This window comes from Cryobacterium sp. TMT2-10, from assembly GCF_004403075.1.
Classification (GTDB): Bacteria; Actinomycetota; Actinomycetes; order Actinomycetales; family Microbacteriaceae; genus Cryobacterium; species Cryobacterium shii.
In genome coordinates, this window is sequence record NZ_SOGW01000128.1 from 14,090 (window position 1) to 35,971 (window position 21,882).

A 21,882-nucleotide genomic window follows, 5' to 3' on the forward strand; every position below is an offset into this window, starting at 1 on the left:
ACCGGCCGCCCCCTCCCCAACATACTAAAATTGACGAGACTCCCCCCGATGCACCGTGGTCGGGGGTCCGAGTCCCATTTTGAGGAGATAGCGTGGCACTCGACGAAGCTGATTTCACCCAGGTTTTCCGTGGATACGACCGGGAAGAAGTCGACAAGGCCATCCAGGGTCTTCGTCGCGACCTTATTCAGGCCAACAGCCAGGGCACCGAAGCGAACAAGGAGATCAAACGCCTCACCGCCCACATCGAGGACCTGAACGCCGAAATCGAGGAAGTGGGCAGCCCCACCTTCTCCGGACTCGGCACCAAGCTGGAGAACACCCTCCGCGTCGCGGAGGAACAGTCGACCCGCGTCATCGCCCAGGCCGACATCGACGCCGAGCGGCTGCGCGCATCCGCTGCCAGCGAAGTGCAGACCCTGCGCCGTGAGGCGAAAGACCACGCCGACCGCGTTCTTTCGGATGCCGGCGTGAAGGCCGGCCGCATCATGGACGACGCCATCGCCGAGGCCGACGACCTCCTGGCCCGCGCCCACGACGACTCCACGACGCTGACCCAGGACGCCATGCACGACGCGGCCGCCATCCGCGGCGCCGTGGCCACCGAAGCGGCCGAGCTGCGGTCCACGGTGAAGCGGGAGGTCGCCGCGATCCGCTCCGAAGCCGAGCGTGAGGCCGCCGAGGTGCGCGTGGTCGCCCAGCGGGAAGCAACCGAGGCGCAGGAGATCGCGGCCGGCCTGACGACGGAGACGGAGCTGACCCGGGCCGAGGTCGCCCACGAACTCGACCAGCAGCGCGCCGACCTTGCCCGCGAAACCGAGCAGGCCAGAATCGACCTCGCGGCCGAGACCGAGCAGGCGCGCGTCGACCTTGCCCGGGAGACCGAGCAGGCCAGAATCGACCTCGCCCACGAGACCGAGGCCGCGCGCACCGACCTCGCGGCCGAGATCGAGCAGGCCCGCACCGACCTCGACAGGGAACTTGAGCAGGCCCACGCCGACCAGGCGATCGCGGCCGACCAGGCCCAGACCGACCTGGCCAGGGACCTCGATCGCAGGCGGGCGGACCTGGAGCACGAGACCCACAAGGCGCGCGCCGACCTGGCTGCCGAGACCGAGCAGGCCCGGGCAGATCTCGGGCGCGAACACGAACAGGCCAGGGCCGATTTTGCCGCGGACAGCGAGCAGCTGCGCATCGACCTCGAGAATCACCTGACGGCCGCTCGCAAGCGCGGCGAACACGAGGCCGCGAAACTGAAGCGGGAGATCGACCAGACCAGGGCCGACCTGGACATGGAGCTGAAGGCACGCCGGGACGAAGCAGAGCAGGGGCACCTGACCCGTCACCAGGAGGCCGTCGCCCAGACGCAGAAGTTCATTTCCGACGCGACCCGGCAGCTCACCGAGACCACCCAGCGCACGGCCGAACTTCGCGCCCTGAACGACCAGCTGGACGCTGACGCCCGAGACGAGGCCCGAGCAGTGAAGAAGACCGCGGAGGAATCCGCGGAACGCACGGTGCGGGAGGCCGAGGCCCGCGCGAGCGCTCTGGTGACGGAGGCGGAATCGCGCACACGCGTTCTCGTTGAGGACGCGGAGGAGCGCCTGTCCCAGATTAGGATTGAGCGCGACGCGGTGGCCGGCTACTTCGAGAGCCTGCGCGGCCTGCTCACCCAGGCGGAGAGAGTCACCTCGGACGAGTAGTCCACCAGCAGCAGCAGCAGCACCGACGATGAGAACCGACGCCGAGTCGTCGCCAATGGGGGAGCACGTGAAGATTCAAAATGCATTCCGAGTCGGCCTGATCGGAACCCTCGGCGTCGGCGTCGGACTACTGATCATCTCCTCCGTTGTCACGCTGCAGACGATCATCACCTACATCGGGGCCGCGCTCTTCCTCTCGCTCGGACTCGACCCGGCCGTGTCCTGGCTGGAGAAGAAAAAGTTCCCGCGCCGGTGGGCGATCCTGACGGTTCTGGCCGTCGTACTCAGCGTCCTCACCGGCATGGTCTTCGCCGTCGCCCCGATCATCGTCGACCAGGTGTCCAAGCTCTCCAAAGCCATCCCCGACCTGGTGAAGTCGGTCAACTCCTCGACGTTCCTCACCGACCTGCAGAACCAGTTCCCCGGCCTGGAGGTCTCCAAGATCGTCACCTCGGTGACTGACTTCCTCGGCAAGAACCTGACCTCGATCACGTCCACGGTGATCCAGTCCGGCATCGCCGTGGTGAGCGGCCTGTTCGGCGCTTTGATCATCCTCATTCTCACGCTCTATTTCACGGCCTCCCTGAACGGCATGAAGCACGCGATGTACCAGCTGGTGCCGGCGTCCAAGCGGGAGCGGTTCGCCGACCTCAGCGAGCAGATCACGACCGCCGTCGGCCGTTTCGTGATCGGGCAGGGTGCCCTGGCCCTGTGCAACGGCGTGCTCAGTTTCATCTTCCTGTCCATCATCGGGGCCCCCTTCCCGGCCTTGCTGGCACTGATCGCCTTCCTGTTCTCGCTCGTTCCCCTGATCGGGACCATCACCGGTTCGATCATCATCGTGCTGACCTGCCTGATCCCCGGGATCGGCAGTTCGCCGTTCACGGCCCTGGTCGCAGCGATCTACTACCTCATCTACATGCAGGTCGAGGCGTACCTGCTCAGCCCGAACATCATGAACCGCGCCGTCGCCGTACCAGGGGCGCTCGTCGTCGTGGCCGCCCTCGCCGGCGGAAGCCTGCTCGGCATCCTCGGCGCCCTGATCGCCATCCCCGTCGCCGCGGCCGCCATCATGATCATCAAGCAGGTCGTCGTGCCGAGGCAGAACGAACTCTGACGAATCGGTTCGGCTAGGCGAGCGGGCCGGTCCACTCCGTCGGCAGGGGTGCGGCCGCCGGGTTGACCACGGCGACGATCTCGTCCAGGACCCGGCGCGTCTGGCTCTCCCCGACCCACAGGTGCTTCCCGCCGTCCACGGCGATGAACCGGGTGCCCGGCACGCTGCTGAAGCGCTGACGGGCCTCCTCCGGCCGCAGGTAGTCGTCGTGCTCCGGGATGATGGCGACGAGGGCCCGCTCATTCCCCGCCCACCTGGCCAGATCCGCATCCGACGCCCGGTGCAGGGGTGGCGACAGCAGGATGGCGCCCCGGATCGGGTGCTCGAGACCGTACTTGATCGCCAGTTCGGTGCCGAAGGACCAGCCGACCAGCCAGGGGTTCGGCAGGCCCCGTTGGGCGACGAAGGCCATGGCCGCCGCGAGGTCCTCGCGCTCGGCGTCCCCGCCGTCGAAACTGCCCCCGCTGGTGCCGCGCGGGGAGGTCGTACCGCGGGTGTTGAACCGCAGGACGGCCAGATCGGCGAGGGCCGGCAGCCGGCCGGCTGCCTTGCGGAGGAGGTGGGAGTCCATGAAGCCGCCGTGCGTGGGCAAGGGATGCAGGGTGACGAGAGTGGCCACCGGGGGGCGGCCCACCGGTGTCGCGAGCTCCCCCACCAGGGTCAGGCCATCGCCGGTGTGCAACTCGATCTGCTCGCGCACCGCCGGCAGTTCGACTCCCCCGCGAATCTCGACCACGCTCGAACTCACGGTTTCTCCTTCTCGGATGCCCGCTGCGGCATCCCTATCTGATCTTCCAGCAGTGCGTGTGCCAGTGCCGGCGGGCCGCCAGGTCGGCGGCCTCGCCCATCAGGCCGTCGTTTCGCCACGCGACGACATGGGCGAGTCCGGGCGCGATGTGCAGGCTGCAGCCCGGGCAGACATAGGCCTTGACGGCCTGCGCACCGGTCACCGGTTGAACGGTCCAGAGGCCGTCGCGCCCGGATTCCGTGCGGCGCCAGCCGGCCCGCAGACGGGACAGGCCGTCATCCGGCTCGCCCGACCCGGCCGGCTTGCGGCCACGAGGTCGGTTGCTGCGGGCCATGGGCACAGTCTACGTCGGGGCGGCCGGCTTGCGGCCACGGGGCCGGTGGGGGCGTGCGGCGCGTTAGTACCAGCCGACGTCGCCGGAGTGCGCCCAGGCACCGCACGGCGTTCCGTAGCGGCCGCTGATATAGCCGAGGCCCCAGTCGATCTGCGTCGCGGCGTTGGTCTGCCAGTCGTCGCCGGAGGTGGCCATCTTGGAGCCCGGCAGCGCCTGAGGGATGCCGTACGCGCCGCTCGAGGAGTTCTCGGCGTTGACGCGCCAGCCGGACTCCTTCTTCCACAGCGAGACGAGGCAGTTGAACTGGTCGTCGCCCCAGCCGCGGTCAGCCACCATCCCGGACGCGATGGCCTGGGCGGAGCCGGGATCGGGAACGGCGGCCGTCGGCGCCGTAGACGACGATGACTTCGACGCTACGGGAGCCGCGACGGGCACCGGAACGGGAATGGGCTTCTCGTTCACGGTGAAGCTGTCTCGGGTCACGGTGTTCGCGTAGCCGGCGGCGACCTGGATCTCCTGGGCGGGACCAGACGGCCGGCTCACGCCGACGACCTGGAAGTACGGTGACGCGGTGGCGCCGGAATACGGGTCCACGACGGTGACCAGCACGAAGGCCGCAGCAGCCGTGAAGGCGAAAAGGAAGAGCGACGCCTGACCTCTGGACCGGGGCCTTCTCATTGCGGGCCTGACGGGTATGGCGGCGTGCTCGGACTCGATGATGCTCATATGTCTACCCACGATGTCCTGAGCCTAACCCAGATCACGCATAACAGCGAGATAACGGCGTGCGTGTTAGCGAACCGCCAGCATCACGTCGATCACGCCGTCCAGGACGACGTCGACCTGGGCTTCGCGATAGCCGCCGCGCTGGGGCCGGAATACCGCGCACCGCACGTCCTCGATCGTGACCGGGAAGCCGTCTTCGAAGTACCGCACCAGCCGGGACGCGAACCGGTCGACGTCTACCCGGCTGTAGCCGACCGTAAGGATGCTGACGCGGGAGAAACGGTGGTGGTCGGCGCGACCGAGCCGGTTGACCAGGACCTGGGCCAGATCGTGTGCCTCTTCCAGCCAGGCCTCCTTGCCCTGTGCACGCGTGGCCCGGTCACGGTCGCGGGTGGCGAAGGCATCCTCGAGCCGTTCGAGGGCCGCGTCCACGTGGGCGGGAGAATAGCCGCCCTTGTGCAGGCTGAACGCGGTGTGACGGATGGTTTCGGCCGTGAGCGGAGCGCCCTCGCCTCCGTCATCGGTGGCGTCGTACGCCTTCCGAGCCGCTGCGAGGAATGACTCGACCTGCGTCGTGTTGTAACCCAGCGTCTTTTTGGGGGTGCGCGGGAAGGTCGTGGCCACTGCGTCATGCTGCCTCACAGCATCTCCTCTGTTTCGAGCGTCAACTGTTAGGCGAAGATCAGGTACAGGGCGTACGCGGCTGCGGCCGACGGAAGGATCGAGTCCAGCCGGTCGAGGAATCCGCCGTGGCCCGGCAGCCAGGAGCTCATGTCCTTGATCCCGAGGTCCCGCTTGATCAGTGACTCCGCCAGGTCGCCGAAGGTCGCGCTGAGCAGGATGACGACCCCAAAGATGAGGCCGAACCACCAGGGCTCGTGGAGCATCAGGACGGACAGGAGCACGCCGATCCCCAGGCAGGCGGCACCGGCACCCGCGAAACCTTCCCAGGTCTTCTTGGGGCTGATGCTGGGCACCATCTTGTGCTTGCCGAAGCTGAGCCCCGTGGCGTAGGCGGCGGTGTCCGCCGAGATGACGATCAGCAGGAACGCGAGCGTCCACCACTGCCCCTCGGGCAGCGCCACCAGAAGCACGGAGAAACTGCCCAGGAAGACGACGTAGGACTGGATCAGCAGGCCGCCACCGACATCCGCCAGCACGCTGCTCGCATCGGCGCGGTGGCTCTTCCAGGCGAGCAGAACGACCCGCCAGAGACCGATCAGCAGGATGCCGCCGAGCGTGGCCAGCCACTGGCCGGTCGCTCCGAAGTAGAACGCGGCCGGCACCACGGACACGGCAGCCAGTACGACCGGGATGCGGGGCACGTTCCGCCCGGAGTGGCGAAGCGCCTGGGCCAGCTCGAAGGCGGTGAGGCCGACGAACGCGGCCGCGCAGACCATGAACAGGTCCTTGACCACGATGAGGCTGAACAGCATGAACAGTCCCAGCGCCAGCCCGATCAGGGTGGCGAGGATCAGGTTGCGGCCCGTGCGAGCCTGGATACGCACCTGCGTCGCGTCCAGCTGCGCCCGGGTGGCCTGCATCTGACGTTCGATGTCAGCCCTGGTGGACTGGACCTGGGCCCGGAACTCGGCACGGCTGACGCCATGCGCGCGCTTGGGCGGCAGGTCTTTTTTCGAATCGTCCGTCATGGTGCTGAACTCCCTAGATCTCGAGGAGTTCGGCTTCTTTGCGCTTGAGGGCATCGTCGATGGCATCGACGTGGGCCTTGGTGATCTGTTCCAGTTCCTTCTCACCGCGGGCCACGTCGTCGTCACCGACCTCGGTCTTGAGGGCCTCGAGTTCGTCCTTGGCCTTGCGCCGGAGGTTGCGCACGGACACCTTCGCGTCCTCGGCCTTGGTGCGGACGATCTTGACGTACTCCTTGCGGCGGTCCGCCGTCAGCTCGGGCAGAGTGGCGCGGATGACGTTGCCGTCATTGCCCAGGTTCGCCCCGAGGTTCGGGGTGTCGCGGATGGCCTGCTCGATATCGCGCAGGGCGCCCTTGTCATACGGGCCGATCAACAGCGTGCGGGCTTCCTGGTTCTGGAGGGAGGCGATCTGCTCCAGCGGCGTCGCCGTGCCGTAGTAATTGACCAGGATCTTCGCGAACATCTGCGGGTTCGCGCGGCCGGTTCGCACGGTCGCGAAATCGTCCTTCGCGGCTTCGACAGCCTTGTGCATGCGTGCGGTGGCATCGGACAGAACATCCGTGATCACGGTGACTCCTTCTTCGGTGGCGTTGACAAGCTTAGTTGGAGACGAGGGTTCCCAGATCGGCCCCGAGAATGGCGGCCGTCACGTTGCCGTGCGGAGCCATCCCGAAGACCTGCATGGGCATGCCGTTGTCCATGCAGAGGCTGAACGCGGTCGAGTCGACGACCTTGAGCCCGCGCTGCAGGGCCTCCTGATAGGTGATGCGGTCGATCTTGTGCGCGGCCGGGTTGGTGCGCGGGTCATCGGAGTAGACGCCGTCCACGCCGTTCTTGGCGACGAGCACGATCTCGGCGTCGATCTCGAGGGCACGCTGCGCCGCGACGGTGTCGGTCGAGAAGTAGGGCAGTCCGGCACCGGCGCCGAAAATGACGACGCGGCCCTTTTCCAGGTGGCGCTCCGCGCGGCGGGGGATGTACGGCTCGGCCACCTGGGTCATCGCGATGGCGGACTGGACCCGGGTCTCAGCGCCCGCCTGCTCCAGGAAGTCCTGCAGCGCCAGCGCGTTCATGACGGTGCCGAGCATCCCCATGTAGTCGGCCCGGCCACGGTCCATGCCGCGCTGTGACAACTCGGCTCCACGGAAGAAGTTGCCGCCGCCGACGACGATCGCGATTTCGACCTGCTTGGCCGCTTCGGCGATCTCGCGGGCGAGGGCGCTGATGACGTCGGGGTTCACGCCGAGGCTTCCCGCCCCGAATGCTTCCCCAGAAAGCTTGAGGAGGACCCTGCGCTTTTTGACCGAATCTGACATGCTGTGCGCGTCCTTCCGTTGTACCTGTCTTAAAACTACTGGGTGAGCTACTGGGCGCGCACACAGAGAAGGAGACCGGATTGCGAATGCAACCCGGTCTCCATCGTTACTCAATTTCTCGTTACGCGCCGACCTTGAACCGGGCGAAGCCCGAGACGGTCAGTCCGGCGTCCGCGAGAACCTTGCTGACGGACAACTTGTTGTCCTTGGCGTAGTCCTGCTCGAGGAGTGCGACCTGCTTGAAGTAAGCCGTGACGCGACCCTCGACGATCTTGGGCAGAGCCGCTTCGGGCTTGCCCTCGTTCTTCGAGATCTCGGTCACAATGCGGCGCTCGGCCTCGACGGCGTCGACGGGAACGTCTTCGCGCGCGAGGTACTCGGGATTCGCGAAGGAGATGTGCTGGGCCACGCTGCGCGCGGTCTCTGCGTCGTCTCCGGAGTAGCCGAGAACAACACCGACCTGCGGGGGCAGGTCCTTGCTGGTCTTGTGCAGGTAGATCGCGAACTTCTCACCCGTGACGGATGCGACGCGGCGCAGTTCGAACTTCTCGCCGATGATCGCGGCTTCGCCGTCGATGAGCTGGCCGACGGTCTGGGCGTCGACCGGAGCGGCCAGGCCTTCCTCGACGGTGGTGGTGCCGGCAGCGGCGACCGCGTCCAGGACCTTCTCGGCCAGTGCGACGAACTTGACGCCCTTGGCGACGAAGTCGGTCTCGCAGGCGAGTTCGATCATGGTTGCGGTGTTGCCGATTTCCTTGGCCGCGACGAGTCCCTCCGAAGTGGAGCGGTCGGCGCGCTTGGCGTTGCCCTTGGCACCCTTCATCCGGAGGAGTTCGACGGCCTTTTCCATGTCGCCGTCGGCTTCAACGAGGGCGTTCTTGGTGTCGACCATGCCAGTGCCGAGGCGCTCGCGCAGAGCCTTGACGTCTGCGAGGCTGATGCTTGCCATACCGGGACCCCTTACTTGGTTTCTTCGGCGGGAGCGTCGACCGCGGCGGCTGCTACGGCTTCGTCAGCTGCGGCTTCTTCCGCGGGGGCGGCGGCAACCTCTTCGGTGGCAACCGGCTCGGCGACGACGGCCTCGGTGGCGACAGTCTCGTCAGCAACCGGGGTGGTCTCGGCCGGAGCGGCCAGCAGTTCGGCTTCCCACGCGGCGAGGGGCTCGATTTCGGCCTCCGGCTTGGCGTGGCGCTGAATGAGGCCCTCGGCTGCAGCGTCCGCGATGATGCGGGTCAGCAGGCCGACGGAACGGATGGCGTCGTCGTTGCCCGGGATCGGGTACTGGACGTCGTCCGGGTCGCAGTTCGTGTCGAGGATCGCGATGACGGGGATGCCGAGCTTGCGGGCTTCGTCAATGGCGAGGTGCTCCTTGTTGGTGTCCACAACCCACAGCGCCGACGGCGTCTTCGTGAGGTTGCGGATTCCGCCGAGGCTCTTGTGAAGCTTGACGAGCTCGCGCTTCTTGATGAGCATTTCCTTCTTCGTGAAACCGCTCTTGGCGGTGTCCTCGAAGTCGAGCTCTTCGAGCTCCTTCATGCGGGCCAGACGCTTGGAAACGGTCTGGAAGTTGGTGAGGAGGCCACCGAGCCAGCGCTGGTTGACGTAGGGCTGGCCCACGCGGATCGCCTGTTCGGCGATCGATTCCTGCGCCTGCTTCTTCGTTCCGACGAAGAGGATGGTGCCGCCGTGGGCAACCGTCTCCTTGACGAAGTCATAGGCCTTGTCAACGAACCCGAGCGACTGCTGCAGGTCGATGATGTAGATGCCGGAGCGCTCGGTGAAGATGAAACGCTTCATTTTCGGGTTCCAACGGCGGGTCTGGTGCCCGAAGTGCACGCCGCTGTCGAGCAGCTGGCGAATGGTTACGACGGCCATGAGCCGTTCTCCTTATCTGGCGCGCTGCGAGGCAGCAAAACGCCAATCGGTTTGTGTCGTGATCGGATGATCACTACTCCTGGTGCCCGGCACACATCCGCCCCGCTTCGAGAAGCAAGGACCGAGTGGACGTGGAGGCCGAATGGGCACGCGTAGTCAGCGCACGAAGCGCTGCTTGGACGAGTTTAGCACCCACCGGCACCGCGTCTGGTGCACCGCACCCCGCCCGCGCCCTTCCCCCGGCTCCTCCACAGCCAGACCCCCCGGGGTGCGCAGCACGGATGCCGCGGATACCGGCCGGCCGCATCGCCCCTGAGGCACGGTGGTCGCATGAACCTCTCCCGTTTACTCTCCGCGGCACTGCTGGTGCCGCTGGCCGGCGTGCTGCTGCCGGCGCCGCCCGGCACGCCATCGACTGCGACGAGTGTGGCGGGGACCTGGTCCTGGCCACTGGTGCCGCCGCATCCGGTGGTCGAGGGATTCAGAGCCCCTGCCAGCGAGTATGCGGACGGTCATCGCGGCCTGGACCTGCAGGCGATCCCCGGCACGGCCGTGTTCGCACCGTACGACGGTGTCGTCTCCTTCGCCGGCGTGGTGGTGGATCGCCCTGTGCTGTCGCTCGCTCACGCGGGCGACGTGGTGTCGACGGTGGAACCGGTGGCGGCCATCGTGGGCGCGGGCGAGCGCGTCGCTGCGGGGCAGCTCCTCGGGCACGTTGCCGCCGGGGGCCACTGCGCCGACCGCTGCCTCCACCTCGGGCTGAGGCAGCACGGCCGTTACGTCTCTCCCCTGCTCTACCTGGGCGGGGTCCCACGGGCGGTCCTGCTGCCGGCGCGGTAGCCGTGCCGAGTCAGGCGCGGGGGTGCGCGCTCCGGTAGCTCTGCTGGAGCCGTTCCGCGGAGACGTGCGTGTAGATCTGGGTGGTGCCCAGGCTGGCGTGGCCGAGGAGTTCCTGCACGGCGCGCAGGTCGGCGCCTCCGTCGAGCAGGTGGGTCGCTGCGGTGTGGCGCAGCGCGTGCGGGCCCGCCGGTCCGTTTCCCGGGATGCCGGCCAGCAGGGTGGCGACGAGCCGGTACACGGCCCGCACGCCCAGCCGCTGCCGCCGGGCTCCCAGGAACAGCGCGTTCTGCACCGCCGCTTTCTGCACCCCCGTTTCCTGCACCCCCGTTTCCTGCACCCCGCCCGCCGCCAGCACGGGCCTGGCCCGGCCGAGGTAGGCGAGGATCGCGGTCTGGGCGGGAACGCCGAACGGCACCACCCGCTCCTTCGCGCCCTTGCCCGTGACCCGAACCGTCAACCGGTGCAGGTCGACGTCGGCCACGTCGAGGCCGACGAGTTCGGAGACCCGCAGGCCCGACGCGTAGAGCAGTTCGACGATCGCGAGTTCGCGGAGCGCTGCCGGGTCATTCGTGCGGGCGCGGAGTTCGAGGTGAGTGAGCAGGTCCTGCATCTGCGCCCGGTTGATCACGCGCGGGAGCGGGCGGCCGGGCTTCGGTGAGCGCAGCCTTACCGCGGGGTCGGCGGAACTGCCGCCGGTGCGGGCCAGCCAGGCCGTGAAGCTGCGGGCGGATGCCGAACGCCTCGCGATCGTCGCCCGCGCGAGCCCCGCCTGGGTGGCGACCCAGAGCCAGTCGCGGAGCAGGTCGAGGCTCAACCCTTCCGTGTCGGTGACGCCGCGAGTCTCCGCATAGGCGACGAGCCCGGCCAGATCGGTGCGGTAGGCCCGGACGGTGTGCACGGAGAAGCCACGCTCGGCCGCAAGGTAGATGACGAAGTCGTCGACATGGGCAGCGAGGAGGCGTGCGGGCGCAGCCGTCACCCTGATTCGACCTGCCTGGAGAAGGCCTCGGTGCGCTGTTCGGGAGTGAGCGCCTCCATCCGGGCGAGGAAGGAGGCATCGAAGCCGGTTGCCGCCTCGAACTCCCCGAGGGCCACGTGGGAGTGCACGATCTGGTCGAAGTAGACGTGCACGAGGTTGATCGACTGGCCGCCCTGCAGGCCGCTGAGTTCGCCGCGCGGCGCGGTCGGATCGATGGTGTAGCAGGTCGCGGCAGCGACCGACACGGGGATTCCGGCGAAGAGTCCGGTCGTCGCGTAGTGCAGGTGCCCGCCCAGGATCGCCCGGATGTCGCTGCCGGCAACCACCTCGGCCAGTCTCGCCTGCCCCCGCAGCTCAAGGATGGCCATCAGGGGCAGCATCGTCGGCACGGGCGGATGGTGCAGCGTCAGAAGACTGCCGTGGGGAGCCGGCTCGCGCAGCACGTCCGTCAGCCAGGCCAGCTGCGCCTCGGACAGGTCGCCGTGGTGATAGCCCGGGACACTCGTGTCCAGGGCGATGATGCGCACTCCCCCAATGTCGTGCACACGGTCGACGGGTGCCATCGACCCGGCCTCGCGCAGCAACTCGGTGCGGAAAGCCTCCCGCTTGTCGTGGTTGCCCATCACCCAGATGACGGGGGCGCCCATCCGTTCGGCCGCGGCCTCGACGATGTCGCGCACCCGGCGATACGCATCGGCCTCACCCCGGTCGGCGATGTCGCCGGTGAACACGAGCGCGTCCGGCCGGAGGCCGGACCGCTCCAGCTGCGCCATCGCCTGGTACACCGTGGTGTCGGTGTCGACCGCACCATAGAGTGCCCGGCTGCCGCCGAGGAAATGGGTGTCACTGATGTGCGCGATCAGGTGGGACGCGGGCGGGTACTGGCCCAGTTGCACGGCTGACATGACTCACCTTTCTCGGTGCCGCCCAGACTACGGCCTGCCTCCGATCATGGTGTCATTCGGAACAGGCGGCGCACCACCTGACCGTCGGCGAGCGCGTCCAGACCCTCGTTGAGTTCGGCGATCGGCCTGGTGTCCGTGTGCAGCAACTCGACCGGCAGCCGGCCATCGCGCCAGAGCTGCAGGTATGCGGCGATGTCCCGGGTCGGGACGGAGTCGCCCATGTAGGAGCCCAGCAGTCGAACGCCGGTGCCGGCGAACTGCAGGGCCTGCACGGAGAGCTGCTGCTCCGGGTTCGGCAAGCCGACCGAGACCAGGGCGCCTCCCCGTGTCAGCAGACCCAGGCAAGCCTCCATCACCCGGGCGCTACCGACCGCTTCGATGGCGACGTCCACGCCGTCCCCGGTGTGCTCGGCCACCAGGGCGGCAGCCTGCTCGGGGGACCCGGCGACATCCGCGCCGCATTTGAGGGCCAGCGCCTGCTTCTCCGGCAGCGGATCGATGGCGATCACGGTGGTTCCGGCGACCTGCGCGGCCGCCATGACGGACATCAGCCCCACCGCTCCCAACCCGAACACGATGATGGACTGGCCGGGTACCAGCCGGGCCGTGTTGAGCACGGCGCCGATCCCGGTCAGGGCGGCGCAGCCGAACATGGCGGCCACGTCGAACGGAACGTCGTCGTCGATGACGACGACGGACTCCCGGGCGACGAGCGCGAACTCCGAGAAGGCGGAGACACCCAGGTGGTGGTTGATGCGTTCACCGTCGGCCGAGGCGAGGACGGCGTCGCCGTGCAGGAGATCGCCGGTGCCGTTGGCCGCGGCGCCGCGGTGGCAGAGCGCCGGGCGCCCCGCCGTGCAGGCACGGCACCGGCCGCAACTGGGCACGAAGACGAGCACGACCCGGTCGCCGACCCGGACATCCGTGACGCCGGAGCCGAGCGCGGCCACAATGCCGGCCGCCTCGTGGCCGAGGGCCATGGGGAGCGGCCGCACCCTTGACCCGTTGATCACGGACAGGTCGGAGTAGCACAGGCTGGCCCGTTCGATCTTCACCAGGACCTCGCCGGCTCGCGGCCGGGGAACGGCCAGCTCTTCCTGCACCAGCGGCGCGCTGACCGAGTACGGGCGGGACGCCCCGGACTCACGGAGGATCGAACTGAGCATCGTGGCGGGCATCGTTGCGGGCTGCATGGCTCTCAACCTAGCCCGGGCGGGCGGCACCGCCCGCTAGCCCGCGCGCACCCACCCGGTTTCCCGCTCGCGCACCGCCCCCTCCAGATCGAGGGCCCCGAGGGAGCCCTGCACGGCCGCCGCCGACAGGCCCGCGCGGCGGGCGATGTCGTTCACGGTGCGCGGCGACCGGGAACTGAGGGCGTCGAACACCCGGATCTGCTCGCTGGTGCGGCCCCCGAACCCGGCCGTGCCACCCTCGTCCGCCGGAAGGTCGAGGGTGAGCTGCAGCATCCGTTCGCCCACGAGTTCGGCCATCTCGGCGGCGTTGGTCACGCAGACGGCGTCGTATTCGCGGATCAGCCGGTGACAGCCGGCGGACGTGGGCGAGGTGACCGGTCCGGGGACGGCGCCGAGCGGCCGGCCCAATGCCGAGGCGTGGCCGGCGGTGTTGAGCGAGCCGGACCGCCATCCGGCCTCCAGCACCACGGTGGCCGCGCTCGAGGCGGCGATCAACCGGTTGCGCTGGAGGAAACGCCATTTCGTCGGTGCCGAACCGCACGGGAGCTCGGAGATGACGGCTCCCTGGGTCGCGATCCGGCCGAGCAGTTCGTCGTGGCCGCTCGGGTAGTACCGGTCGGCTCCCCCGGCCAGGAAGGCCACCGTCACCCCCGAACTGGCCAGCGCGGCCCGGTGGGCCATGCCGTCGATGCCGTACGCGGCGCCGGAGACGATGGCGAAACCGCGGTCCACCAGGCCCGCCGACGCCTCCATGGCCACATGCTCGCCGTAACCGGATGCGGCCCGGGCGCCGACCAGGGCGATCGAGTTCGACAGGGCCAGCAGCGCTCCGGGGATGCCTCGCCACCACAGGGCCAGCGGGGCGTGAAGCCCCAGGTCGTCCACTCCGACCGGCCAGAGCACGTCACCGGGCAGGAGGAGCCGGGTGGATGCGCGCGCGGCCTGGTGCAGGGAGCGGATCACCTCGCCGGAAGACAACCGGGGCCGCCACCGTTGCAGACCCTGATCCAGCAGGGCTGCGAGGTCGTCGGCACCCTCTGCTCGGGCCTCGTCGACGGCCCCGGACTCCGCGACGACCGCCGCCAGACGGGCCGGGGTCCACAGGTCGAGCACGGCCGTGAGCGCGGGCGCGGCGCCGAGCGCCTGCACCAGCAGCCCCGCCGCTCCGTCGCCGGGCTCGGCGATGCCGGTCCAGGCGGCGCGGGCGAAGACGTCGGCGGCCTCGGTCGCATCCGCGACGGCGTGTGCTGCGGCCGCCTGCGCTGCGCCATCCTCCGGAACGTGCGCTGCGGCATCCGTTGGCGCATCCGTCGCGGCAGTCGGCCAGGACATCGGGGAGGAACGCACCGCGCCCGCCAGCTCGATGACCGTGGCCTCCGCCAGCCCGAAAATCGTCATGATGAGATTCCTTTCCGCAGGTAGAGCGCCTGCCCGACCTGTTCGATGCCCGGCCTGGAAACGCCCTCGAGATCCGAGATGGACCAGGCCACCCGAAGCACCCGGTCGTATCCGCGCATGGTGATTCCGCCGCGTTCGAGCGCACGGTCGAGGCCGGCCGTGGCGCTGCGGTCTAGCCGGGCCTGGGGGCCGCGCAGCCAGGGCCCGGGCACGTCGGAGTTCACCGACCACGGGGTGCCCGAGAGCCGGGCGGCTGCCGCGGAACGTGCCGCGACGACCCGCTCTCGGGCGACGGCGCTCACCAGGCGCGGCGTGTCCGCGGCCAGACGCAGCTGGGTGGCGGTGACGCGCTGCACCTTCAGCTGGATGTCGATGCGATCCAGCAGCGGCCCGGAGATGCGCGCCAGGTACCGGCGCCGGGCGTTCGGCGGGCAGGCGCAGTCCAGGTCGGGGGCTCCGTATTGGCCGCAGGCACACGGATTCGCGGCCATCACGAGCTGGAACCGGGCCGGAAAATGGGCGACCACATTGGCGCGGTGGATGATGATCACCCCCGATTCCAGCGGCTGCCGGAGCGCGTCGAGCACCGCCGACGCGAACTCGGGCGCCTCGTCGAGGAAGAGGACCCCGTGGGAGGCCCGGGCTGCCGCGCCCGGTCGGATCTGGCCGCTGCCCCCGCCCACCATCGCCGCGGCCGTGGCCGTGTGATGTGGCGCTTCGAGGGGCGGACGGGTGATCAGGGACCGCCCGACGCCGCGGCCGCTGAGCGAGCGCATGGAGCTGACCTCGAGCGAGGCTGCGGCATCGAGATCAGGCAGCAGCCCGGGCAGCCGGGCCGCGAGCATGGTCTTGCCGGCGCCGGGCGGCCCCACCATGAACACGTGGTGCCCGCCGGCCGCCGCGATCTGCAGCGCCAGGATCGCGTCGTCGTTGCCGATGACGTCCGCCAGGTCCGGCTCGGCGGCCTGCGGCCCGGCGTCGACGGGCAAGAGGATGGGGGTGACCGGGATCGGCTCGAGTTCGGCCCCATGCCAGATCGCGGCGTCCCGCAGGGAGGCCACGCCGATCACCCTCACCCCGGGCACGAGGGAGGCCTCGTCGACGTTGCCGGCGGGCACCATGACCGTGTCGTGGCCGAGCCGGGAGGCGGCGATCACCGCCGGCAGCATGCCGGGCGTCGGCCGCAGCCGGCCGTCGAGGGCGAGCTCGCCGATGTGCAACACCCGGCCGACCGAGTCGGCCGAAACCAGCCGGTCGGCGCCGAGGCACGCCAGGGCGATGGCCAGGTCGAACCCCGATCCGTGCTTGGGCAGCGATGCCGGGGAGAGGTTGATCGTGAGCTTGTTGCGGGTCAGGGGGCAGCCGGAGTTCTTGGCCGCCGCCCGCACCCGCTCGGTCGCCTCCGAGAGCGCAGCGTCGGGCAGCCCGATCAGGATGATGCCCGGCAGCTGGCCGGAGATGTCGGCCTCGACCTCCACGAGCGCCCCGGTCAGCCCGATCAGGGCCACCGCGTGGGTGCGGGCCAGCCCCATCAGAACACCCCCGGCAGATGCTCGATCACCGGGTCGGCGCCGGGACGGATGATCACGGCGATGGCGTCGATGCGGATGCACCGGGGCCGGAGCGTCGACTGGTCGCACCAGGCCGCGGCGAGACGGCGCAGGCGGGCGAGCTTGGCGACCGTGATGGCTTCGAACGGATGCCCGAACCGCGTGCCCGAACGCGTCTTCACCTCGACAAAGGCGACCTCTCCCCCGTTCTCGACGATCAGGTCGACCTCGCCCTGATCGCAGCGCCAGTTGCGGGCCACCAGCCGGTAGCCCGCCGCCGCCAGGAAGATTGCGGCGCAGTCCTCGCCCTGCCTGCCCAGTTCGTCTTTGCGTGCCACGAGCACCTCCGCCGCCAGCCTGCCGGGCAGGCGTGGCAGACGCCGGTGCGGCTCGGAAGCTGTGTGCTGCGCGGCGCGCCTGCCGTTGGGGAGGAACGGGCCGGCGAGCCGACGGCATCCGGCGGTTACAGGCCGAGGGTGGCCAGCGCGGCGTCCATCCGGTTGGCGATCGCCTGATAGCCCTCGTCGTTGGGGTGGAGGCCGTCGACGGCCATCCACTCCGGGTGCCCGTCGAGCCAGTGCGACGCGCCGGGGATGTAGTCGGCGCCGATCCCGGCCGCCGCAGCCTGGACCCAGCCGTTGATCCGGTCCACCGATTCCGGTCGCTCCTCGGTGTACCAGAACGGCTCCACGATGATGAAGAGGGCCTCCGGCAGGGCTGCCTTCAGCTTCGTGAAGTCGCGGGTGATCGCGGCCTTGATCTCGTCGGCGCGGGCGGGCATCGAGAAGTTGTCGTTGAGGCCCATGGTGCTGATCACGATGTCGGGGTGGTCGGCGATCACCTGGTCGACCAGGTCCGCCCCGCCCATCGCGCCCCGGTTGTTCACGAAGCCGAGGCCGTTCCGACTCGGGTTGAACTCGGTCCAGCCGCGCTCGGCCGAGATGATGCTCGACCACCGCTTGTCCGGCGCCGACGCCATGGTGCCGCGGGTGTACGAGTCCCCGTAGAAGGCGACGACGGTCTCGCCCGCGCGCGTTCCGTCCACCGGGCCGGAACCGGTGTCCCCGGCGCCGCGACTCATGAGCACCGCGACGACGGCGATGGCGCTGGTGATGGCGACCACAGAAAGAAGCCCGGACACAATCCGGAAGGTGGTTCGTCGTCGTGTGCTCATGACACCCGTTCGGAGCGGCACCCCGTGCGGCTTGGTCGCGTAGGTGCGGCCCGCGTCATCAACGCACGAGCCGGGGCACCGAGCCACCGGATGCCGCGTCCCCGGCCGCCGCGAACGCGGCATCCGTCTCGCGGAGCACCCGCAGCACGTTGGCCCCGGCCAGTGCGGCCAGGTCGGCGGCAGGCCAGCCGCGCCGGGCCAGCTCGGCCAGCAGCGCGGGGTAGCCGTCGACGCCCTCGAGGCCGACGGGGAACTCGTCGGTGCCGTCGTAGTCGCCGCCGAGGCCGATGTGACGGATGCCGGCGACGTCACGGGCGTGCTCGACGTGGTCGGCGACATCCGTCAGCGTCACCGTCGGGCCCGGCCTGACCGCCCTCGAACCACGTGGAGTAGTCCGCGGACAGGAATTGCGGCACGAAGGTGAGCATCAGCACCCCGCCGTTGACCGCGAGGCGGCGCAGCACGTCGTCGGGCACGTTGCGCGGGTGGTCGCTGAGCGCGCGGCAGGAGCTGTGGCTGAAGATGACGGGCGAGTCGGACGCGTCCAGCGCCGCGTGCGCCGTGGCCGGGGAGACATGGGAGAGGTCGACCAGCATGCCAAGCCGGTTCAGCTCCCGGATGTACTCGACGCCGCGCGCGCTGAGGCCGCCGTGCACGGGATCGTCGGTGCCCGAATCGGCCCACTCGGTGTTGTGCACGTGGGTGAGGGTGAGGTAGCGAACGCCCAACCGGGCGAACATGCGCAGCACGGCCGGGGAATCGTTGAGGCAGTGGGCGCCCTCGGCGCCGAGGAGGGACGCGATGCGCCCGGCGGCGCGGGCGGCCTCCACGTCGGCCGCGCTGCGTGCGATGCCGAAGTCCGACGGATAACGGGCCGCGAGGCGGTAGACCCAGTCGATCTGCTCGAGTGTCCCCTGCACGGCGTCCGCGCCCAGGTGGTCGTCACTGACGTAGACCGACCAGAACTGTCCCCCGACCCGGCCTGCCCGCAGCCGCGCAATGTCGGTGTCGGTGGAGAGGCCGCGCTCGAGTCCTTCGACCGAGTAGTCCCGGTTCAACCGGCACTCCCAGGCCCAGTCGTTGTGACCGTCGATCAGCGGCGCCAACTGGATGGCCTGATCCACGACCGTGGCGACGTCGTCGGGCCGAAGGGACGGGTCACTGGTGGCGTGCGCGCTCATGCCTCCACGCTAGCCAGCGGGGATCGGAACTCGCCTACGATTGGAACGGCCCGGAGCCTCACCCACGCTCCCGCCGGCATCCGTCACCCGGCTCTGCGCCGGCTTGCGCGGCCCGGTCCGCCAGCACCAGTTAGGACGCACTCTCATGATGGGTGGACACCATGCCATGACCGGCGCCGCCGCCTGGATCGCCGTCACGGCGACCGCCGGGCACGGTCTCGGCCTCTTCCCGGTCACGCCGGTCGGCACGATCGCCGGTGCGCTGCTCTGCGCCGGGGCTGCCCTGCTGGCCGACGCGGACCACAATGCGGCCACGATCTCCCAGTCGGTGCCGGTGCTGGGCCGGCTCGTCACCACGGGGATCTCCCGCGCCTCCGGCGGTCACCGGCACGGCCTGCACAGCCTGCTGGCTCTGGTCTGCGCCTGGCTGCTCGCCAGCAGCATCGGCTTCGTGCTCTGGCAGCCGCCCGGCGCGGGCCAGCCCGTGAGCATCGGCCCGGCCCTGATGAGTGCCGCTGCGATCGCCTTCGCGGCGAAGGCCCTGGGCCTGGCCCGCGACTCGTGGTGGCTGGCCTGGTTGATCGGGTTCGCCGTGGCGGCGTTCATCGCCCTCTTCGCCCCGGAGCAGCAGTCCTGGTTCGTCGTGTGCTTCACCCTCGGTTACGGCGTGCACCTGCTCGGCGACCTGCTCACCACGGGCGGCATGCCGATTTTCTGGCCGTGGATCCCGAAACCGCCGAGATGGTGGCGCCGGGTGCCGCTGCTCGAGAGCCTCTGGTCGTCGGGCGGCTACCTGGCCCTGCCCCTGCTCGGCAATGCGGGGTCGCTGCGGGAGTGGCTCCTGCTCATCCCCGTCACCCTTTACGCCGGTTACGGCGTCGCGTTCGCCCTGCTCGAACTGGCCGGGGTCAACCTGCAATCGGTGCTGCTCGCGATCGCCGCCGCACTGCCCCTCTGACTCGCTGCTCCGCGCCCCGCTGCCCCGCCGACCCCGCCCTACCCACCCCGCCGCGAACGAATTCGACGGAAGTTTTGGCCGTATCGGGCCCAAACGGGCCCGAAACGGCCCGAAACCGGCCTCTTGCAAATTAATCTCCGTCGAATTGGTTCGACGCCGGGCGAGGCGCCGCCGCCTCCTAGGCTGGAGTTATGGGAATGCGCAACCGGCTGGTGGATCTGCAAATGAAGACGATGAGCGCGCTGCACCTGGCGGTGCTGCGGGCCACCGGCGGTCGGGTTCTCTCCTCGATCGGATCGATGCCCGCGGTCGAACTGCACACGATCGGCCGTTCGAGCGGCAAACGCCGCACGACCATGCTCACGGCCCCCGTGCACGGGCACCAGCGGTTCGTGCTGATCGCATCCAAGGGCGGCGACGACCGGCATCCGCAGTGGTACCTCAACCTCGTCGCGAACCCGGACGTGGAGTTGACGGTGCACGGCAGCACCCTGAAGTTGCGCGCGCGCACCGCCACGACCGAGGAGAAAGCGGAGCTGTGGCCGCAGATCGTCGCCGCCTACCGCGGTTACGACGGCTACCAGCAGAAGACGTCGCGGGACATCCCGGTCGTCATCTGCGAGCCCCGGTCGCGCTGACCGGGACTCGCGCACTCACAACGCGACTCAGAACGCGGCGACCGGTTCCGCGTTGCGCACCTTCGGGAAGACGGGCGGGTGGACCCCGGCCATCTCCTCCAACACCCGGATGACCTGGCAGCTGTAGCCGAACTCGTTGTCGTACCAGACGTAGAGCACGGCCTTGTTGTCCGTGCAGATGGTCGCGAGGCCGTCGACGATCCCGGCGCGCCGCGACCCGAGGAAGTCGCTGGACACGACCTCGGGCGAGTCGATGTAGTCGATCTGCTTGTGCAGTTCCGAGTGCAGCGACATGGTGCGCAGGTAGGTGTTGAGCTCGTCCCGGGTGGTGCCGTTCGCCAGGGTGAGGTTGAGGATCGCCATCGACACGTCCGGCGTGGGAACACGGATGGCGTTGCCGGTGAGCTTGCCGGCCAGCTCCGGCAGGGCCTTGGCGACAGCCTTCGCCGCACCGGTCTCGGTCAGCACCATGTTCAGGGCGGCGCTGCGCCCGCGGCGGTCCCCGGAGTGGAAGTTGTCGATCAGGTTCTGGTCGTTCGTGAACGAGTGCACCGTTTCGACGTGGCCGTCCACGATGCCGAAGCGGTCGTTCACGGCCTTGAGCACCGGCGTGATCGCGTTGGTGGTGCAGGATGCCGCGGTGACGATGGTGTCGCTCAGGTCGATGTCGGCGTGGTTGATGCCGTGCACGATGTTCTTCAGCGCACCCTTCCCCGGCGCGGTGAGCAGCACCCGGGACACGCCCGGGCAGGCCAGGTGCTGGGACAGCCCCTCGGCGTCGCGCCAGCGGCCCGTGTTGTCGACCACGATGGCGTCGTGGATGCCGAACTTCGTGTAGTCGACGGAGGCCGGGTCGGAGGAGTAGATCACCTGGATGAGCGTGCCGTTGGCCAGGATCGTGTTGTTGACCGTGTCGACGGTGATGGTGCCCTCGAAGGGACCGTGCACCGAGTCGCGGCGCAGCAGGCTGGCCCGCTTGATCAGGTCGTTCTCCGAGCCGCGACGCACCACGACGGCGCGCAGGCGCAGTCCCTGGCCGCCGCCGGCGTGCGAGATCAGGATGCGGGCGAGCAGGCGCCCGATCCGGCCGAAGCCGTAGAGCACGACATCCGTGCCGGTCTGCTCGTCGATGCCCTGACGCTCCACGACGTCCGCGAGCTGTTCGCGGAGGAAGCCGTCGAGGCTCTGCCCCGCGCCCTCCAGCTTGTAGGCCATGGCGAGGCGGGCCACGTCGATGGAGGCGGCCCCGAGCCGCAGGGTGCTCAGCGCCTGCAGCAGCGGCAGGGTCTCCCCGAGGGGCAGCTCGGCGTCGTCGATGTGGCGGGCGAAACGGTGCGCCTTCAGCAGCCCGACCACGGACTGGTTGACCAGCCCGCGCCCGTGCACGCTCGTCACGACGTTGTTTTCGCGGTACAGCCGGCCGATCAGCGGGATCATCGCCTCAGCGAGGGCCTCCCGGTCGATCCACGTGGCGCGTGCGAGGTCCGATTCCTGAAGCAAAAGAAATACCCTTCTCTCTCGACCGCATCGTTGCGCCGAGTTGTGCAGGCTGGTGCAGCCTGAGCCCCCATCCGGCCGACGGTGGCCTGACGGAG

General features: G+C 69.4%; 24 protein-coding genes. 5 read left to right on the forward strand and 19 right to left on the reverse strand.

The features are described from left to right. Positions 1-92 precede the first annotated feature (92 nt). Together E3T37_RS15880 and E3T37_RS15885 are read left to right on the forward strand one after the other, a co-directional pair. Positions 93-1,703 (forward strand): hypothetical protein, encoded by a 1,611-nt coding sequence (locus E3T37_RS15880; protein ID WP_134368247.1) that lies wholly within the window; start codon positions 93-95, stop codon positions 1,701-1,703. 67 nt (positions 1,704-1,770) lie between these two features. Further along, positions 1,771-2,820 carry an AI-2E family transporter gene (locus E3T37_RS15885; RefSeq protein WP_134368248.1) on the forward strand — a complete coding sequence of 350 codons (1,050 nt, stop codon included), beginning with the start codon at positions 1,771-1,773 and terminating at the stop codon, positions 2,818-2,820. A 13-nt stretch (positions 2,821-2,833) separates the two neighbouring features. Here E3T37_RS15885 and E3T37_RS15890 read toward each other — a convergent pair whose 3' ends face one another. The 9 genes from E3T37_RS15890 to rpsB all read right to left on the reverse strand — a co-directional run bounded on the left by E3T37_RS15890 (position 2,834) and on the right by rpsB (position 9,471). Next, positions 2,834-3,568: an alpha/beta hydrolase gene (locus tag E3T37_RS15890; protein WP_134368249.1), complete on the reverse strand. Its 735-nt coding sequence runs from the start codon at positions 3,566-3,568 to the stop codon at positions 2,834-2,836. A gap of 34 nt (positions 3,569-3,602) precedes the next feature. Continuing rightward, positions 3,603-3,902 (reverse strand): hypothetical protein, encoded by a 300-nt coding sequence (locus E3T37_RS15895; RefSeq protein WP_134368250.1) that lies wholly within the window; start codon positions 3,900-3,902, stop codon positions 3,603-3,605. Positions 3,903-3,965: 63 nt separating this feature from the next. Next, positions 3,966-4,628: a lytic transglycosylase domain-containing protein gene (locus E3T37_RS15900; RefSeq protein ID WP_134368251.1), complete on the reverse strand. Its 663-nt coding sequence runs from the start codon at positions 4,626-4,628 to the stop codon at positions 3,966-3,968. Between the two features lie 66 nt (positions 4,629-4,694). Beyond that, positions 4,695-5,252, reverse strand: a complete 558-nt coding sequence (locus E3T37_RS15905) for a DivIVA domain-containing protein (protein WP_134368252.1) — start codon at positions 5,250-5,252, stop codon at positions 4,695-4,697. Positions 5,253-5,299: 47 nt separating this feature from the next. Then, the gene (locus E3T37_RS15910) at positions 5,300-6,280 is read right to left on the reverse strand and encodes a phosphatidate cytidylyltransferase (RefSeq protein ID WP_174235663.1); all 981 of its coding nucleotides are present in this window, start codon (positions 6,278-6,280) and stop codon (positions 5,300-5,302) included. A gap of 13 nt (positions 6,281-6,293) precedes the next feature. Beyond that, the gene (frr, locus tag E3T37_RS15915; protein WP_134368253.1) at positions 6,294-6,848 is read right to left on the reverse strand and encodes a ribosome recycling factor; all 555 of its coding nucleotides are present in this window, start codon (positions 6,846-6,848) and stop codon (positions 6,294-6,296) included. A gap of 31 nt (positions 6,849-6,879) precedes the next feature. Further along, positions 6,880-7,596, reverse strand: a complete 717-nt coding sequence (pyrH, locus tag E3T37_RS15920) for a UMP kinase (RefSeq protein WP_134368254.1) — start codon at positions 7,594-7,596, stop codon at positions 6,880-6,882. A 121-nt stretch (positions 7,597-7,717) separates the two neighbouring features. Next, a complete protein-coding gene (gene tsf / locus E3T37_RS15925; RefSeq protein ID WP_134368255.1) occupies positions 7,718-8,545 on the reverse strand; it encodes a translation elongation factor Ts in 828 nt (275 codons plus the stop codon). A gap of 11 nt (positions 8,546-8,556) precedes the next feature. Next, positions 8,557-9,471: a 30S ribosomal protein S2 gene (gene rpsB, locus E3T37_RS15930; protein WP_134368256.1), complete on the reverse strand. Its 915-nt coding sequence runs from the start codon at positions 9,469-9,471 to the stop codon at positions 8,557-8,559. A gap of 330 nt (positions 9,472-9,801) precedes the next feature. Between rpsB and E3T37_RS15935 the strand changes: the two genes are divergently transcribed. Next, positions 9,802-10,311: a murein hydrolase activator EnvC gene (locus E3T37_RS15935; RefSeq protein WP_134368257.1), complete on the forward strand. Its 510-nt coding sequence runs from the start codon at positions 9,802-9,804 to the stop codon at positions 10,309-10,311. 10 nt (positions 10,312-10,321) lie between these two features. On the opposite strand, the gene E3T37_RS15940 is transcribed toward E3T37_RS15935, so the two are convergent. From E3T37_RS15940 to E3T37_RS15975, 9 genes are all read right to left on the reverse strand, one after another. Further along, entirely contained in the window at positions 10,322-11,296 is a 975-nt protein-coding gene (locus E3T37_RS15940) for a tyrosine recombinase XerC (protein WP_370264067.1), read from the reverse strand. After that, the gene (locus E3T37_RS15945) at positions 11,287-12,195 is read right to left on the reverse strand and encodes a phosphodiesterase (protein ID WP_134368258.1); all 909 of its coding nucleotides are present in this window, start codon (positions 12,193-12,195) and stop codon (positions 11,287-11,289) included. Before E3T37_RS15945 ends, E3T37_RS15940 begins: the two co-directional genes overlap by 10 nt. A 44-nt stretch (positions 12,196-12,239) precedes the next feature. Then, entirely contained in the window at positions 12,240-13,388 is a 1,149-nt protein-coding gene (locus tag E3T37_RS15950) for an alcohol dehydrogenase catalytic domain-containing protein (RefSeq protein ID WP_370261508.1), read from the reverse strand. A 36-nt stretch (positions 13,389-13,424) separates the two neighbouring features. Beyond that, positions 13,425-14,786: a DNA-processing protein DprA gene (locus E3T37_RS15955; protein WP_241975784.1), complete on the reverse strand. Its 1,362-nt coding sequence runs from the start codon at positions 14,784-14,786 to the stop codon at positions 13,425-13,427. After that, positions 14,783-16,318, reverse strand: a complete 1,536-nt coding sequence (locus E3T37_RS15960; RefSeq protein WP_134368259.1) for a YifB family Mg chelatase-like AAA ATPase — start codon at positions 16,316-16,318, stop codon at positions 14,783-14,785. Before E3T37_RS15960 ends, E3T37_RS15955 begins: the two co-directional genes overlap by 4 nt. Next, a complete protein-coding gene (locus tag E3T37_RS15965) occupies positions 16,318-16,674 on the reverse strand; it encodes a YraN family protein (protein ID WP_134368260.1) in 357 nt (118 codons plus the stop codon). The genes E3T37_RS15960 and E3T37_RS15965 overlap by 1 nt, the downstream gene beginning before the upstream one ends. Positions 16,675-16,799: 125 nt before the next feature. Then, positions 16,800-17,510, reverse strand: a complete 711-nt coding sequence (locus E3T37_RS15970) for an SGNH/GDSL hydrolase family protein (protein WP_241975783.1) — start codon at positions 17,508-17,510, stop codon at positions 16,800-16,802. A gap of 58 nt (positions 17,511-17,568) precedes the next feature. Next, entirely contained in the window at positions 17,569-17,862 is a 294-nt protein-coding gene (locus E3T37_RS17510; protein ID WP_241994584.1) for a membrane dipeptidase, read from the reverse strand. Further along, a complete protein-coding gene (locus E3T37_RS15975) occupies positions 17,819-18,691 on the reverse strand; it encodes a dipeptidase (protein WP_241994585.1) in 873 nt (290 codons plus the stop codon). Before E3T37_RS15975 ends, E3T37_RS17510 begins: the two co-directional genes overlap by 44 nt. Positions 18,692-18,836: 145 nt before the next feature. Here E3T37_RS15975 and E3T37_RS15980 point away from each other — a divergent pair, with 145 nt between their 5' ends. Together E3T37_RS15980 and E3T37_RS15985 are read left to right on the forward strand one after the other, a co-directional pair. Continuing rightward, on the forward strand, positions 18,837-19,649 hold the full coding sequence (locus E3T37_RS15980) for a metal-dependent hydrolase (RefSeq protein WP_134368261.1): 813 nt from the start codon (positions 18,837-18,839) through the stop codon (positions 19,647-19,649). Positions 19,650-19,840: 191 nt separating this feature from the next. Continuing rightward, positions 19,841-20,287, forward strand: coding sequence for a nitroreductase family deazaflavin-dependent oxidoreductase (locus tag E3T37_RS15985; RefSeq protein WP_134368262.1), 447 nt, complete (start codon positions 19,841-19,843; stop codon positions 20,285-20,287). A gap of 27 nt (positions 20,288-20,314) precedes the next feature. Here E3T37_RS15985 and E3T37_RS15990 read toward each other — a convergent pair whose 3' ends face one another. Then, positions 20,315-21,787: a glyceraldehyde-3-phosphate dehydrogenase gene (locus tag E3T37_RS15990; RefSeq protein WP_134368263.1), complete on the reverse strand. Its 1,473-nt coding sequence runs from the start codon at positions 21,785-21,787 to the stop codon at positions 20,315-20,317. Positions 21,788-21,882: the final 95 nt, after the last annotated feature.